Source organism: Leptolyngbya sp. GB1-A1 (genome assembly GCF_039962475.1).
Classification (GTDB): Bacteria; Cyanobacteriota; Cyanobacteriia; order Elainellales; family Elainellaceae; genus Leptolyngbya_A.
Genome location: NZ_JAMPLI010000075.1, coordinates 1 through 13794, shown reverse-complemented (window position 1 = coordinate 13794; position 13794 = coordinate 1). Strand labels below are relative to the sequence as shown.

The 13794-nt window shown below is 51.7% G+C and carries 14 protein-coding genes and 5 pseudogenes; 18 read left to right on the top strand and 1 reads right to left on the bottom strand.

Annotated elements, in window-relative coordinates; genetic code table 11:
- Positions 1–55: 55 nt before the first annotated feature.
- The 4 genes and pseudogenes from NDI45_RS28750 to NDI45_RS28735 all read left to right on the top strand — a co-directional run.
- Positions 56–175, top strand: a pseudogene (locus NDI45_RS28750) (hydrolase); the annotation flags it as partial.
- 55 nt (positions 176–230) lie between these two features.
- Complete coding sequence (locus tag NDI45_RS28745) at positions 231–1796, top strand: GMC oxidoreductase (protein WP_348249816.1); 1566 nt, start codon at positions 231–233, stop codon at positions 1794–1796.
- 106 nt (positions 1797–1902) lie between these two features.
- Positions 1903–2388, top strand: coding sequence for a nuclear transport factor 2 family protein (locus NDI45_RS28740; protein ID WP_348249815.1), 486 nt, complete (start codon positions 1903–1905; stop codon positions 2386–2388).
- Positions 2378–2776, top strand: a pseudogene (locus NDI45_RS28735) (pirin family protein); the annotation flags it as partial. The gene NDI45_RS28740 and the pseudogene NDI45_RS28735, both read left to right, overlap by 11 nt.
- A 101-nt stretch (positions 2777–2877) precedes the next feature.
- On the opposite strand, the gene NDI45_RS28730 reads toward NDI45_RS28735, so the two are convergent.
- Positions 2878–3432: a PadR family transcriptional regulator gene (locus NDI45_RS28730; RefSeq protein ID WP_348249814.1), complete on the bottom strand. Its 555-nt coding sequence runs from the start codon at positions 3430–3432 to the stop codon at positions 2878–2880.
- Positions 3433–3556: 124 nt separating this feature from the next.
- Here NDI45_RS28730 and NDI45_RS28725 point away from each other — a divergent pair, with 124 nt between their 5' ends.
- The 14 genes and pseudogenes from NDI45_RS28725 (at position 3557) to NDI45_RS28660 (ending at position 13417) form a co-directional block, all read left to right on the top strand.
- Complete coding sequence (locus tag NDI45_RS28725; RefSeq protein WP_348249813.1) at positions 3557–4450, top strand: pirin family protein; 894 nt, start codon at positions 3557–3559, stop codon at positions 4448–4450.
- Positions 4443–4859, top strand: a complete 417-nt coding sequence (locus tag NDI45_RS28720) for a hypothetical protein (protein WP_348249812.1) — start codon at positions 4443–4445, stop codon at positions 4857–4859. The genes NDI45_RS28725 and NDI45_RS28720 overlap by 8 nt, the downstream gene beginning before the upstream one ends.
- A gap of 417 nt (positions 4860–5276) precedes the next feature.
- A complete protein-coding gene (locus tag NDI45_RS28715) occupies positions 5277–5834 on the top strand; it encodes a DsbA family protein (protein WP_348249811.1) in 558 nt (185 codons plus the stop codon).
- A 202-nt stretch (positions 5835–6036) separates the two neighbouring features.
- Positions 6037–6219: a hypothetical protein gene (locus tag NDI45_RS28710; RefSeq protein ID WP_348249810.1), complete on the top strand. Its 183-nt coding sequence runs from the start codon at positions 6037–6039 to the stop codon at positions 6217–6219.
- On the top strand, positions 6216–6971 hold the full coding sequence (locus tag NDI45_RS28705; RefSeq protein WP_348249809.1) for an SDR family oxidoreductase: 756 nt from the start codon (positions 6216–6218) through the stop codon (positions 6969–6971). Before NDI45_RS28710 ends, NDI45_RS28705 begins: the two co-directional genes overlap by 4 nt.
- A 205-nt stretch (positions 6972–7176) precedes the next feature.
- A pseudogene (locus tag NDI45_RS28700) lies at positions 7177–7436 on the top strand (SDR family oxidoreductase); the annotation flags it as partial.
- A 66-nt stretch (positions 7437–7502) separates the two neighbouring features.
- Positions 7503–8399, top strand: a complete 897-nt coding sequence (locus NDI45_RS28695) for an alpha/beta hydrolase (RefSeq protein ID WP_348249808.1) — start codon at positions 7503–7505, stop codon at positions 8397–8399.
- A gap of 160 nt (positions 8400–8559) precedes the next feature.
- Positions 8560–8750: pseudogene (locus NDI45_RS28690) on the top strand (hydrolase); the annotation flags it as partial.
- Positions 8751–8817: 67 nt separating this feature from the next.
- The gene (locus NDI45_RS28685; RefSeq protein WP_348249807.1) at positions 8818–9717 is read left to right on the top strand and encodes a pirin family protein; all 900 of its coding nucleotides are present in this window, start codon (positions 8818–8820) and stop codon (positions 9715–9717) included.
- A 112-nt stretch (positions 9718–9829) separates the two neighbouring features.
- Positions 9830–10852, top strand: a complete 1023-nt coding sequence (locus NDI45_RS28680) for an LLM class flavin-dependent oxidoreductase (protein WP_348249806.1) — start codon at positions 9830–9832, stop codon at positions 10850–10852.
- 53 nt (positions 10853–10905) lie between these two features.
- Positions 10906–11019, top strand: a pseudogene (locus NDI45_RS28675) (SDR family oxidoreductase); the annotation flags it as partial.
- Positions 11020–11248: 229 nt separating this feature from the next.
- Positions 11249–11740 (top strand): nuclear transport factor 2 family protein, encoded by a 492-nt coding sequence (locus tag NDI45_RS28670; protein WP_348249805.1) that lies wholly within the window; start codon positions 11249–11251, stop codon positions 11738–11740.
- 95 nt (positions 11741–11835) lie between these two features.
- Positions 11836–12186, top strand: a complete 351-nt coding sequence (locus NDI45_RS28665) for a hypothetical protein (RefSeq protein ID WP_348249804.1) — start codon at positions 11836–11838, stop codon at positions 12184–12186.
- Between the two features lie 346 nt (positions 12187–12532).
- Complete coding sequence (locus NDI45_RS28660) at positions 12533–13417, top strand: alpha/beta hydrolase (RefSeq protein WP_348249817.1); 885 nt, start codon at positions 12533–12535, stop codon at positions 13415–13417.
- Positions 13418–13794 lie beyond the last annotated feature (377 nt).

Genomic DNA, 13794 nt, shown 5'->3' with positions numbered 1-13794 from the left:
GATAGCTAGGAAAAAACGACATTGATTGAATTTGAATCAAAAAGGAGACAAACCCATGAGCAACACCATCGACACAATGATCGATCCCAATGACAGCGTGCTGCTGCTGATTGCTCATCAGAGCGGACTCTTCCAACTTGTGCGTGACATTGAGCTCCCAGTCCTCCGCGCCAATACCACCCCAATGTGCGGCATGTGCCGTGCGGAGAAGACCTTACAGGAGTAATGAAATGAAAGGCAATCAAACAATCAACGCAACAGAACAGAGCCGCCGAGACTTTGCTGGGCGCGCTGGCCGAGCAGAGTTTGACGTCATCATCGTCGGTGGCGGATCCGCCGGCGCAGTGCTGGCTAATCGCCTGAGTGCTGATCCATCTCGCCGTGTCTTGCTGATCGAAGCGGGCAAGGCCTATCCCCCAAACGCCTATCCCGACCCAGTCCGCCGCCAGGACCTAGTGGGTGGCGATCCGCAGCACGACTGGGGCTTTTACAGCGAGCCTGGCGTGCTGGGCAGAAGGCTTCAGCTCAACCGCGGCAAGGTGCTGGGTGGCTCGTCTGCCATCAACGGTGCAGTGGCGATGCGGGTGCCGAAATACGACCACGATCGCTGGGCCAAGGCGCATGACCTCGACGCCTTGAACTGGCAAAGCTCGCAGGCCTTCTATCGTTCGCTGGAGCGTACCTCCGGCACTGGCGGCGACGGCCGCGACGGCTGCGTCCCCATCCACCAGCTCGGCGATGAAGAAGTGTCTGACCAGCATCGCGACTTCATCGCGTCGGCACTGGCTGCGGGCTACCAGCGCACATCGGGTTTTACGACGGGGCAGCCGCTGGGCGTTGGTCCCTATGTGATGAATACCCGCATGGGTGTGAGGCTTAACACAGGAATGACCTTGTTGGGCGATGCGGTGCGCGCCCGACCTAATCTGACCATCCGCGACGAGACGCTGGTCGATGCCGTGTTAGTGGAGCATGGCCAGGCCCAAGGCGTCCGACTGGCTGACGGGGCGATCATCCTAGCCGGTGAAATCATTCTTTCAGCGGGCACCTATGTCAGCCCGGCGATCCTGATGCGTTCCGGCATTGGCCCCTCTGAGGTGCTGCGAGGCCTTGACATCCCGGTCGTGTCCGATCTGCCGGTCGGTCGCCGTCTACAGGATCACCCGATGGTTCCGACCGTCTGGTCGATTTGTAAGAAAGCAGTAGGCCTTCCGTATCCACCCATCGGCGCAATGCTGTGGACGGCATCCAACCACGCGACGAACGGCGAGGCAGATCTGAACATCAGCACCGCGACCCTGCCCGACGGTGGGCAGACTTCCGACAGCGCGATGTTCCTGCTGTTCGCTGCGCTCGTGAGACCGCGTTCCGTGGGTTCCCTCACCATCGCCAGCCGTGATCCCTATGCTGCGCCCATCATCGATCTCGGCTTCCTGACGGACAGCGGTGACCGCGAGCGCTTGGTCGATGGTGTCGAAGTCATCCGGAACATTGCGCGTCAGCAGCCTTTTGCCGATATGGTGGGTGCAGAACTGGCGCCGGGCGCGGCAAAGAGCGACCGCGCTTCGATCAACGCCGCGCTCGCGACCTCTGTGCAGAGCTATCAGCATCCGACCTCCACTGTACCCATGGGCGGACCGCGCGATGCCGGGGCCGTGGTGGATATTGACGGGCACGTTCGTGGCGTCAAGAGCCTGCGAGTCGTCGATGCCTCGATCTGGCCTGACGTGCCCTCCGTCGCAACGGCTTTCCCGACCATGATGCTGGCCGAAAGCATCGCTGCCCGGATGGCCTAAGAGAAGTACGCAATCAGTGAAAGCAACCCCGCCCGAAAGAGCGATAGCTCTGAGATTTGCCGCAGGGGCAAGTCAACATCATCAACCCCAACTTGGACACAATCACATGAAACAAGATCATCTCACAAGCGACGTCACGCTCGCCACCGCCGCACCCGCACACACGCAAGAGGCTGGCAAGGGTCTGACCGCAGCGCAATTGCTGAAGCGCAGTCTGGACACTTTCCTAGCCAAAGATATTAAGGGCTGGGCCGAACTCTGCGACGAAAACGTCGTCGTCGAATTCCCCTTCGCGCCCGACGTGGCGTCCAGAAAGCTGATGGGCCGAGCGGCTATCTACAAGTATTTGAAGAACTATCCCAGCGTCATTGACGTGCAGCGGACTCCCACGTTGAAGATCATCGCTACCGACGACCCCAGCATGGCCATTGCCGAATGGAGCGTCTCAGGCCGGGTGATCAGCAACGGCAATCCCTATGAAATGAGCTACGCCACGTTTGTGACTGTCAAGAATGGGTTGATCGTCAATTACCGCGAGTACTGGGACCCGATGGTGTTCATGGCAGCCATGAGCGGCGCAAAGTTCTGGTGACCTTGGCGAGTTGCTAAAACCGTTCGTGTTCCTTGACCTAGCCAGTTTTGATACCACTGTGGGGAACCCTTGGTTCCCCATGCACCCGCACTCCGGCATCGCGACGCTGACGTTCATGACTCAGGGTAACTTTCGCTATGTGGACACGACCGGTCAGCAAGGCGTTTTGGCGGCTGGCGGTGTTGAATGGATAAAGGCAGGAAACGGCGTGTGGCACTCAGGCACCCCCGTTGGCGACACGCAGGTTAAAGGCTTCCAGCTCTGGATCGCCTTGCCCGCTGCGGAAGAAAACACGCCTGCGCATAGCATCTACCTGGCTCCATCCGACGTGCCGCAGGAAGGGCCTGCGCGGGCACTGCGTGGGCGCTATGGCGAGGCGCAAACACTGGCGCAGATGACATACCTCTCCGCCTCCATGCGTCGTAGCCAATGCTTGAATTTCTGTTGACTTTCCATCGCAATATATTCAAAGGAATTTACGTTGATTGGCTACGGATTGTTGCGATCGCGCAGCGTGTGCATAGCACGTATCGCCTTTTCCAACCAATCTAAATAAGTCTGTTCCCGTTGCTTCACTAAGTCCAAAATCAGTCGATGCAGTTCTTGTTCACGCGATGCAGTCGGATTACTCAAAGATAGAGCCTCGATCACCTCACACTGGGCTAGCTTTTCTTGCCGTGCTTCCAGTTCCTGCTTTAGCAAATCCACGATAGCCTCGTTAGGCAACTGAGCTGCAAAATAGAGTTGCACCAGCAACGGCTCTCGCAACACGGGCAACGGATGATGCGTCTGAAGCCAGTGGGTTAACTCTGCTTCGCCTGCTTCGGTAATCCGGTAAACCTTGCGATTGGGGCGATCGTGCTGAATCTCAACGGTACAGGTAATCCACGCCTGTGACTCCAGTTTGTCTAAAGTCCGATAAATCTGTGCCTGATCTGCTGGCCACAGATGGGAAATGCAATCGTCAAAGCACTCGGTTTTGAGGTCGTAGCCGGTTCGCTCCTGTTGTTGGAGCAGACCCAGAATCACATGGGCAAGAGACATAGGCGGTTTACCGAACGAACAGGGAGGACAAGCCCTACCCATAGAATTTATATCCTTCTATGTTAGTATATGATTAATCATATATAGGAAAAGTCTTATAAACTGTCTGCCTGGAGGCAACTGTATGACAACTCAAACTCAAACACTCCGAACCGTTGCTGGAATCATTAATAGTGTAGAAACGCTTGAAGGAGCAGGCTTCCTGGTGCGTCGTCCCTTTCCTAAGAGCAGTTTCTCTGAGTTTGATCCGTTTCTCCTTCTCGATGAATTGGGTCCTGTGAATCTGAAGCCCGGTCAAGCAAAGGGCGCACCGGATCATCCCCATCGTGGCTTTGAAACCGTCAGCTACGTCCTGGATGGACGGCTGGAACACAAGGATTCGGTCGGTCATGCCGGACTGCTCAATCCCGGTGATGTGCAGTGGATGACCGCTGGGGCAGGCGTAGTGCATTCCGAAATGCCAGAAGCTGAGTTTACCCGCACAGGTGGGCGACTGCACGGCATTCAACTGTGGGTCAACTTGCCGCAGCAGGACAAGATGATTGCTCCTCGCTATCAGGAAATTCCATCAGTGCAGATTCCAGTGGCTCAGACCAAAGATGGGTCCGTGACAGTGCGCGTGATTGCGGGAGAAGCGTTGGGGGCGAAAGCGGTGATTGAAACCCGCACTCCGATTATGTACTTGCACTTCACGCTCCAACCGGGAGCAAGCATGGTTCAACCGGTACCGAAAGAGTACAACGCCTTTACCTATGTCCTCGATGGGTCTGGTTTGTTTGGCACTGAGCAGGAACGGGGTGAGGATGGGCAAATGGTGATTTTTGCACCTGATGGTGAGGAAGTGGCGATCGCTAATCCTGCGGATGCCACCCAACCCCTTGATCTACTGCTAATTGCTGGAATGCCACTGAATGAACCTGTGGTGCGCTATGGTCCTTTTGTGATGAACACTGAAGCCGAAATCCTGCAAGCGATCGACGATTACCGAAATGGAAGGATGGGACACATTCATGCTTAACACGCTTCAAAACCGCATTACCCAACATCAACTGCTGACCAATATACGCATCAAGTTATTGCATTTGCATAAACTGTTGTTGGATACAGAGCGTATTCGTTACGAACAGGTGCGCGGACGGGTTTCTAAAGGTGAATTGCTGCAACTAGCGATCAATCACGATCAATTTGCCTGGTTGCATCGCCTCTCAGAATTGATTGTGCAAATTGATGAGTTAATCCACTCTGATGAGCCTATCACCTCAGAGGCGATCGCTGCTCTCATTGCTGATGTTCAGATTCTACTCACACCTGATGAAGTTGGAAATGACTTTGCTGTGAAGTATGATATGGCACTTCAGCGTAACCCCGATGTGGTGCTAGCTCATGCTGATGTGGTCACACTGCTAGCGACTAAAGTTCAACTATAAATGAGCAGTCGTCCAGGTTAAATTTAATCTGGACGAACTGCTTTTATGCATTGTGTTTACCGAGTCGTAAGCATTCGCGACGTGTTCAGGTGTTTATTGATTTCCTGATTCAACGATTTGGGAATCCGCCCTATTGGGAGAGAAACGTTTGACTGATGATACTACCTACTCTGATAGTCACTACAAACTGATGTACTCTCAAACAAATCAGTGTATCCGATTCTAACTTAAGTTATAACCAGCCTTCTACTCTGCGATCGCATAGCAACTCTATCAATCTGTACTGTAAAACTTTTAACTCGCTATAGACGACGACTCGAAGGCAATCTTCTATATTGAATTTATGCAAATAGAGATGCAGTCAAGTGATCGAGTAAGTTAATTGCAAGGTTTCCTGTCTGATACGAATGTAGAAAGATGAGCGACGATCGTAGCCACAGGTCTTTACTTGTACCACCTTCAACTCAAGATTGGATGCAAGGTGTGCTAAGTACAAGAGTCGTGCTGGTGATGTATGGAGACTATCAATGCCCTAGAAGTGCAAACGTTTACAAGTTGATTAAAGCGATCAAACGAGAGCTTAGTGCTGCTTTTGGAGAAGATTATTTATGCTTCTTCTTCCGTCATTTTCCACAAGCACAGATTCATCCCCATGCTCAACGGGCAGCCCAAGCAGCCGTTGCCGCCGCCGCCCAAGGACAGTTTTGGTTAATGAGCGATACCTTATTTGACCATCAACAAAGGTTGGAGGACGGTTATCTTGTCGAGTACGCCAATGATTTAGGGCTTGATATTCCTCAATTTCTCAAAGAGTTGTCTAAACAAGTGCATGTCGATCGCATCAATGAAGATATTGAAGGCGGAATAGAGAGTGGAGTGACGATTACCCCAGCCCTGTTTATCAATGGAAGTCGGTATATCGGGCGATGGAACACGACGGAGTTGATGACTGCCATAATTGCTGCAAGTCAGTAAGCTCCCCGATCTTTGCTTCCAATTCATATCTGATTTATCTGTAAGTGCTGTAAGCCATCTAATTTTGATGGCTAGATTTTGCCTGTTTCACTGAACAAAATTGCCACTTTTTGAACCATGACAACAGTTACCATACCAACAACTGAATTCCTGAGTATTGATTTAGTCAATTACAAATCGGTATTTCATTGAGGATAGTTCTATGACGCATTCACTAGTACAAGGCAAGAATAATTCTGGGCATGAAAGTACACCTCAGACTGATTCTCTTCGCGACTCCTCAGTTAATCATGCCCTGATTGCGATCGCACAACAAGTCACTGAGTTGCTGAGACAAACTTATCCGATACAAACTGATGAAATTGAAATAGGAGAAACAGAATGATACTGCAAGATAAAGTGGCGTTAGTCACCGGAGGCACATCGGGAATTGGCAGAGCAACTGCGATCGCTTATGCCCAGCAACAAGCAAAGGTGGTGGTGGTTGGTCGTCGAATGGATGAAGGTGAAGAAACGGTTCGATTGATTCAGGAAGCTGGCGGAGAGGCGATTTTTGTGCAAGCAGATGTCACAAAAGAAGCCGATGTTGAAGCAATGGTTGATAAAGCGGTGAGTGTTTTTGGTCGGTTAGATATTGCCTTTAATAATGCAGGAACTGTCGGCGAAAATCCCTCATTGATTGAGCAAACAGAAGCTGAATACGATCGCACGATGAATGTCAATGTCAAAGGCGTTTGGTTGTCGATGAAGCATGAAATCGCTCAGATGTTGAAACAGGGAAGTGGTTCAATCGTCAATATGGCATCTGCGAATGGAGTCGTTGCATTTCCTACCCAACCCCTCTACGCCGCGAGTAAACATGCAGTAGTCGGTTTAACAAAAGCTGCTGCGCTCCAATATGCCAAAGCAGGTATTCGCATCAATGTCGTTGCACCAGCAGTAATCGAAACAGATATGTTTGAAGCAGTTACAGGTGGGCAGGATGAGGTCAAAGCTTACATAACAGGACTCCACCCGATCGGACGGGTTGGAACACCGCTTGAAGTTGCAAATGCAGTTCTGTTTTTATCATCTGACCTGGCGTCGTTCATAACAGGTGAAACGTTGATGGTAGATGGTGGGTATGTAGCGCAATAGTCGATCGACAGTGCGAAATGTTGCGACCAAGTGGCGATCGACCTGCATCATCCACTCGATCACTCTCCGTGCCGTTGGTTTCTCAGGGGCGTACCGATAGTACGCAGTGTTTGATTGAGCAGTAATACATCTAAATGAGTCCATCATGACGACAACACTTGCAGGCAAAGTTGCACTGGTAACGGGTGGTTCTCGCGGTTTAGGAGCGGCGATCGTAGGGTATGCGAAAGGTGTCCAGCGCGATCTTGGTCCGCGCAACATCACTGTGTGCAGCCAGGTATCATGCCGACGGACATGGCAACAGCCGCAGCCGACAAATTGCCGGAAGCAGCGGAAGCGATGGATCTTCACGCCATCCGCCGGATCGCAACCTTGGGGGAGGTAGTGGCGACCGTTTGCTTCCTCGCAGGTTCAGACACTGGCTACATCAGCGGCAATGTAGTGGATGTGGCCGGCGGATTCTAAATCTGAGCGTCGCAGTTCAGTCCGAAGCAGATCAAAACTTTTACCCGCGCAATCAAAGGAAAAGAGATGAAAATACGCTACGGGTTTCGACAGGTTGGTGATGTCGAAGTGTTCTACCGCGAAGCGGGGGCAAGCGATGCGCCAGTAATACTGCTGTTGCACGGCTTTCCGACCGCTAGCCACATGTTCCGCGACCTGATCCCTCTGCTCGCCGATCGCTTTCGGCTCGTCGCGCCGGATCTGCCTGGTTTTGGGCAGACCAAGGTACCGCCACGCGGAACGTTCGACTACACGTTCGACCGCCTTGCCGACGTAATCGAGGGCTTCACCGCTGCTTTGTCGCTCGATCAATACGTACTCTACATCTTCGACTACGGTGCGCCAGTGGGTCTGCGTCTGGCGATGCGCCATCCTGAACGGGTATCTGCGATCGTCTCGCAGAACGGCAACGCCTACATCGAGGGTTTTAGTGATGAATGGGGGCCGTGGGAAACCTATTGGCGTGAACCGAGCGCAGCAAACCGGGAAGCCTGCCGACCCTCGCTCGCACCAGACACAATCCGGAACTGGCAGTATGGTACCGGAGCCGATCCAAACCTTTTGTCGCCCGACGGCTACGAACTCGACATCGCCTACATGGGGCGGCCAGACGCGGAGGAGATCCAGCTCGATCTGATCCTCGACTACCGCAGCAACGTCGCGCTCTATCCAGCCTTCCAGTCCTACTTTCGCGAGCACCGTCCACCGCTTCTCGCCGTCTGGGGTCGTCATGATCCGGCGTTTCTGCCCGCTGGTGCCGCCGCTTATCAGCGAGATCTCCCGGATGCAAAGATTCACCTGCTCGACGCCGGACATTTCGCGCTGGAGACACATGCGGAAGAGGTGGCAGCTTTGATCCGCACGTTCCTCGACAGAGCGATCGGTTCCACGCTGCGTCTTGAAGCTGATTGCACAAGAACCTGACAAAACACCCTAAGAATTTGAAAGCAACCGAGCCTTGGAACTCATTACATTTAATTTAAGTTAGGCAAGAATCTGAAGCAGCATTCATAGGAGATTTCATTGCCTTACGTTGCCATCAGTCAAAAAAGTTCTGCAACCATCGAACTCTAAAAGGAAACCTATAGCTACGTCTGAAAATCAAAAAATCGGTTTAAAGGGACTGCTTCGTCCAGAAGATAGCATCCTGGTACTGATTGACCACTAGCCCTATCAGTTCACCAACTTGAACAGCCATGAACCTACGATGATCATTAACAATGTTATTGGTCTTGCCAATCGGCAAAAGTGTTCAACGTACTAACATTTCTTACCATCTTATGAAACAGAACTAAGACTGCATCTTCGTCCACAACGTCAACTAAGAATGGATCGTACAAAAATGAGTATTCAGCAATTAATCACACCTGAAAAGCACAACTTAGGTGGGTTTAGTGTACAGCGTATCTTACCGAGTGAAACCCTAAAAATGGTTGGGCCTTTCATCTTCTTTGATCACTTAGGCCCAGCTATTTTCCCGGCTGGAAAGGGCGTCGATGTTAGACCCCATCCACACATAAATTTGGCGACGGTTACCTATTTATTTGAAGGAAGCCTTCTGCATAGAGATAGTCTAGGTACAGTACAAGAGATTTTTCCGGGCGAGGTGAACTGGATGACAGCGGGCAAAGGTATTGTTCATTCTGAGCGATCGCCCGAGAGCTTTAGAGAGAAAGAATCTACTCTTCACGGCATTCAGACTTGGATTGCCCTCCCCGAAATCGCTGAAGAAGTTGAACCCAGCTTTTCACATTATCCGGCGACTGATTTACCGAGGTGGATTCAAACAGGAACCAGCGCGACCTTGATCGCCGGTAGCTACCAGTCTCACCAATCACCAGTTAAAACCTACTCTGCTACTCTTTACCTAGCGCTCGTTTTCACGGAGGGTAGTGAATTTCAGCTAGCGCCAATAGAAGGTTTAGAAAGGGCAGTTTATAGCGTCACATCCGGCCTATTCGTAAATGGAAAGCCTTTAGAGCCATATCGTCTAGCCGTTTTAGCGCCGGATGAATCAGTAAATATCAGTGCGGGGGCTGAGGCAAAAGCAATGATTATCGGCGGGGCACCAGTGGGCGATCGCACAAAGTACTGGAACTTTGTGTCGAGCCGCTCAACGCGTATCGAGCAGGCAAAACGAGATTGGCAAGACCGCCGCTTCCCGGCGGTTCCCGGTGAAACTGAATTCATTCCGCTCCCTGATAATTCAGATCACAGTAGTAGCGCGCCCCCTCTGAGCTGACGATAGTTAGGCGTTTTTGCTGAGCGAGAGAACAGCAGCTTAACTCGTACACCAAGGCTTTCTACTATTTTGGATTAAGTCTATTTCATTCGCAAAACGCGTGGGAAATGATATGGAAGTTGGAATTGACAGTTTTGCCTCGGTTGGGACGAGTGAAAATGGTGAAACGGCGGATGCCACGCAGTCCGTCGCCGAACTGCTGGAGAGAATAGAGCAGGCGGATCGTTCCGGCTTGGATATCTTCGGTATTGGCGAGCATCATCGGCATGAATTTTTAGATTCGGCAAACGCGGTTATTCTCGCCGCTGCCGCCGCACGCACCGAGCGCATCCGTCTAACCAGCGCGGTTACGGTGCTGAGCGCGGCTGACCCGGTGCGCGTGTTTCAACAATTCGCCACGCTCGATTTGATTTCAAAAGGTCGCGCCGAAATGGTTGTCGGGCGCGGCTCGTTCACCGAAGCCTTTCCGCTATTCGGATTTAGTCTCGGCGACTACGACGAGATTTTTGCTGAAAAGCTCGAGCTCTTGCTCAAAATTCGGGACAATGAAACGGTCGATTGGTCGGGTAAATTTCGCCCCGCGCTGAAAAGCCAAGCAATTTATCCGCGTCCGCTGCAAAAGCCATTTCCGATCTGGATCGGGGTCGGCGGTACGCCGCAATCCTTCCTCCGCGCCGGAATGCTTGGACTACCGCTCGTGGTCGCCATTATCGGCGGCGAAACGCACCGCTTTCGCTCGCTCGTAGATTTATACCGCGATGCCGGAGCGCGCGCTGGGTACGCGCCCGAAGCATTGAAAGTTTCATTGCATTCAATCGGTTATGTCGCTGATACGACCGAGCAAGCCGTTGAAGAATTCTTTCCGGGCTACGCCGAAACCTTCACTAGAATCGGCAGAGAGAGAGGCTGGCCGCCCGTTACGCGCGCCGATTTTGACGCGCAGCGCGGCGCAACCGGCGCGTTACTGGTCGGCAGTCCCGAAGAAGTGGCAGAGAAAATCCGCCGTCACAGCGAATCGCTCGGCGGCATTTCGAGAGTAACTTTTCAAATGGACAACGCGCAAATGAACCACGCCCAACTGATGCGCTCCATTGAATTGATTGGAATGCAAATGTCGCCACTCTTGAACGATTAAAATATGCAGGCATAGTTCAACTTAAGTTCCGTTAGGGTAACAAGACAGAGAGACGAACTGGAACACCGCTTGAAGTTGCAAATGCAGTCCTGTTTTTATCATCTGACCTGGCATCGTTCGCAACAGGTGAAACATTGATGGTAGATGGCGGGTATGTAGCGCAGTAGTCGATCAGCAGTGCGAAATGTTTGACACAGCACTTTAAGCGATTCACTAGAGTAACACTGAAATCGGTTCGCTAACTCCATCGGAAACTCCATAGGAATCTGCAAGAAGTTGAGTGTTTGAACTGACTACACTCAAGTGAACTAAGACAAAGAGAACTTAGGAGTTGATGATGATGTCCAAAGTGTCTTCTACCTCCCCACCACAAAACTAAAGAAAGGAATCGTTACCATGAGTACCCAACCGACCGAAGTGATCAAAGAGTTTCTGGCGAATACGGCAACCGAAAAGGTCGAGGCGGCTGCCCGACGGCTCGTCGCGGAGGACGCAACATACATTTCCCTGAATTTCGACAACCCTGAACTGAAGCAAATCTTGCCTTGGACGGGAACCTCCAAAAGTCCCCAAGCGTTCATCGATACGTTCTCCCGGGTTGCGAAATGGTGGACGCATGAGGACTTCGCCGTTACCGCCCTCTTCGGTGAAGGCGAGAACGTTGCTGTGTTCGGCAGGTTCACGTACCGCTCGGTCTCGCTGAGCAAGGCAGTGACCTCACCGTTCTCGATCCACGCAAAGGTGCGCAACGGGAAGATCGTGTACTTTCAGTTCATGGACGATACTTTCGCGACCGCTCGCACTTTCAGCCAGAAGGGGACTTGGACTCATCAAAATTGCTCCGAACCGGCCGGAGTTCGAGGTGTAATAGCAGCCTACGACGCCTAACCATGCGTTGCCCCGGAACGCTACAATTTGGTCGGTTGAGTTTTCAAGGTTATCTGCGTCCGGTGAGCTTGGTCGTTAGGCAGCGAGGGTGAAGAATGAAAAGAGAGTTAGCGATAAATTTTTTGTTCTCGTTTGTGGGCGGCGCAATGGTCTGGGCCTTGTCACCATTTTTATCCGGGCAGGTCGAACCGTGGGATGCGAAAGGTTTTTATTATTCCGCAGCACTTCTTATTGTTGGCCTTATCGTTGGCCTTACTCGGCCTAAACATGTTTGGTCGCACTATGCCGGTATTATTCTTGGTCAACTGACGTATATGCTTTGTTTTCTGCCCGGCGGTCCGTTAATTCCTGTTGGAGCCGCTATTTTAGCGGCTTACTCCACAATCGCTTTAGCAGGAGCAGCAAGTGGGGCCTGGTTTCGTCGCGTCAGCCGGAGTGCGCGGTGATTTTGCTGCCTAACAAGGCGCTGCAGTGAACCCGGCTCTCGCGCTCCGGTTGCAATCCACGCTGTCACCGCGGGCCAGGTCGCTGAGCTTGGGTCGTTTATAGACCGTATGAATCTCGATGCTGGTGTGCGTACCGCGCTGGCTACCGAAGCAGAATTAAAGCCATCTTAGAGGCGGCAAACGCGGCGATCGCGCTCAGGCAACAATGAAGGATTCTTGTCGTTCTGAAGCGATGATACGCAATAGATGCTTGCCCCATCTTGAAGTCTCCTTAACACAGCATTGTTAAGACGGTGCTCGATCGCTACATAACAATTGTGATGCAACAGACAAAAACACATCATCAATTTACAACGGAGAAACCTCTCATGCCTTACATTACGTTGGTCAAGAAAACTCTGCAACCATCGATCTCTACTACGAAGATCTTGGGACAGGACAACCGATTGTACTGATTCATGGATTTCCATTGAACGGACATTCCTGGGAGAAGCAGGTTTTAGTTTTACTGAATGCAGGATATCGAGTAATTACCTACGATCGCCGAGGATTTGGCAACTCCAGTCAGCCCTCATCTGGCTATGACTACGATACCTTCGCCGCCGATTTGAATACACTCATGACCAAGCTTGACTTGCAAAATACCGTACTGGTCGGTTTCTCAATGGGAACAGGTGAAGTCACACGTTATCTTGGCAAATACGGCTCAGAGCGGGTGCAGAAAGCTGTGCTGATGGCTCCCGTTCCACCGTTTCTGTTAAAGACAGACGACAATCCAGAGGGTGTTGATCAAAGTGTCTTCGATGGCATTATGAAAGCGATTGTTGAAGACCGTCCAGCCTACTTTTCTACATTCTTCCAGGGCTTCTTCAATGTGGACGTGTTGCTGGGCGATAGCGAAGCAGTGCCCGCAAAGCGGGGTCGCATCAGCAATGAAGCGATTCAAGCCAGTTGGAATGTAGCAGCAGGAGCTTCTGCTAAAGGGACTTTGGACTGTGTACCCTCCTGGCTCACCGACTTCCGCGATGATCTGCCCCGCATTGATGTGCCGACTCTGATTATTCATGGCGATAGCGATCGCATTTTGCCGCTTGAGTCCACCGCAGCAAGACTTCCAAAGCTGATTAAAAACAGTCAACTGGTTGTCATTCCTGGTGGGCCGCACGCCATCAACTGGACTCACGCTGATCAGGTCAATCCCCTGTTGCTGGACTTTCTTCAGCAGGAGTAATCAGTGATCTGCTGCATTTCTGGCTTGCGAAAAAACTCTGTGATTCACCCCGTTGAGTCAGGCTCAAACAATACACATACTTGTCTAGTAGTTCACCAAATAAACTTTGCCTAGTTAGCATGCTTTAATTTTGGATAGAGATGCCCTAACCGAATGCGCGCATCTGCACTGGAAAATCTCCAATTGACCCTGGCTTTTCGAGCATTGCGTTCAATCTGCCAAGCCTTGACTTCCTCAGCGAGTTTCTCTCGAGTGGGGATACGCCAGGATGATGGATGTTGAGATTGTCTACAACGAGACGGATACAATCGGCATCAGGACGGTAAACATCCACCAGAGTCTTCATTTGCTGGGCAAAGTCAACTTTGGTGCGCTGC

Excerpts from the sequence above, each read along its gene's own strand:
- NDI45_RS28685 (WP_348249807.1), top strand. The coding sequence starts at position 8,818 with ATGAGTATTCAGCAATTAATCACACCTGAAAAGCACAACTTAGGTGGG.
- NDI45_RS28670 (WP_348249805.1), top strand. The coding sequence starts at position 11,249 with ATGAGTACCCAACCGACCGAAGTGATCAAAGAGTTTCTGGCGAATACG.
- NDI45_RS28695 (WP_348249808.1), top strand. The coding sequence starts at position 7,503 with ATGAAAATACGCTACGGGTTTCGACAGGTTGGTGATGTCGAAGTGTTC.
- NDI45_RS28710 (WP_348249810.1), top strand. The coding sequence starts at position 6,037 with ATGACGCATTCACTAGTACAAGGCAAGAATAATTCTGGGCATGAAAGT.
- NDI45_RS28740 (WP_348249815.1), top strand. The coding sequence starts at position 1,903 with ATGAAACAAGATCATCTCACAAGCGACGTCACGCTCGCCACCGCCGCA.
- NDI45_RS28665 (WP_348249804.1), top strand. The coding sequence starts at position 11,836 with ATGAAAAGAGAGTTAGCGATAAATTTTTTGTTCTCGTTTGTGGGCGGC.
- NDI45_RS28730 (WP_348249814.1), bottom strand. The coding sequence starts at position 3,432 with ATGTCTCTTGCCCATGTGATTCTGGGTCTGCTCCAACAACAGGAGCGA.
- NDI45_RS28705 (WP_348249809.1), top strand. The coding sequence starts at position 6,216 with ATGATACTGCAAGATAAAGTGGCGTTAGTCACCGGAGGCACATCGGGA.
- NDI45_RS28720 (WP_348249812.1), top strand. The coding sequence starts at position 4,443 with ATGCTTAACACGCTTCAAAACCGCATTACCCAACATCAACTGCTGACC.
- NDI45_RS28715 (WP_348249811.1), top strand. The coding sequence starts at position 5,277 with ATGAGCGACGATCGTAGCCACAGGTCTTTACTTGTACCACCTTCAACT.
- NDI45_RS28725 (WP_348249813.1), top strand. The coding sequence starts at position 3,557 with ATGACAACTCAAACTCAAACACTCCGAACCGTTGCTGGAATCATTAAT.
- NDI45_RS28680 (WP_348249806.1), top strand. The coding sequence starts at position 9,830 with ATGGAAGTTGGAATTGACAGTTTTGCCTCGGTTGGGACGAGTGAAAAT.
- NDI45_RS28745 (WP_348249816.1), top strand. The coding sequence starts at position 231 with ATGAAAGGCAATCAAACAATCAACGCAACAGAACAGAGCCGCCGAGAC.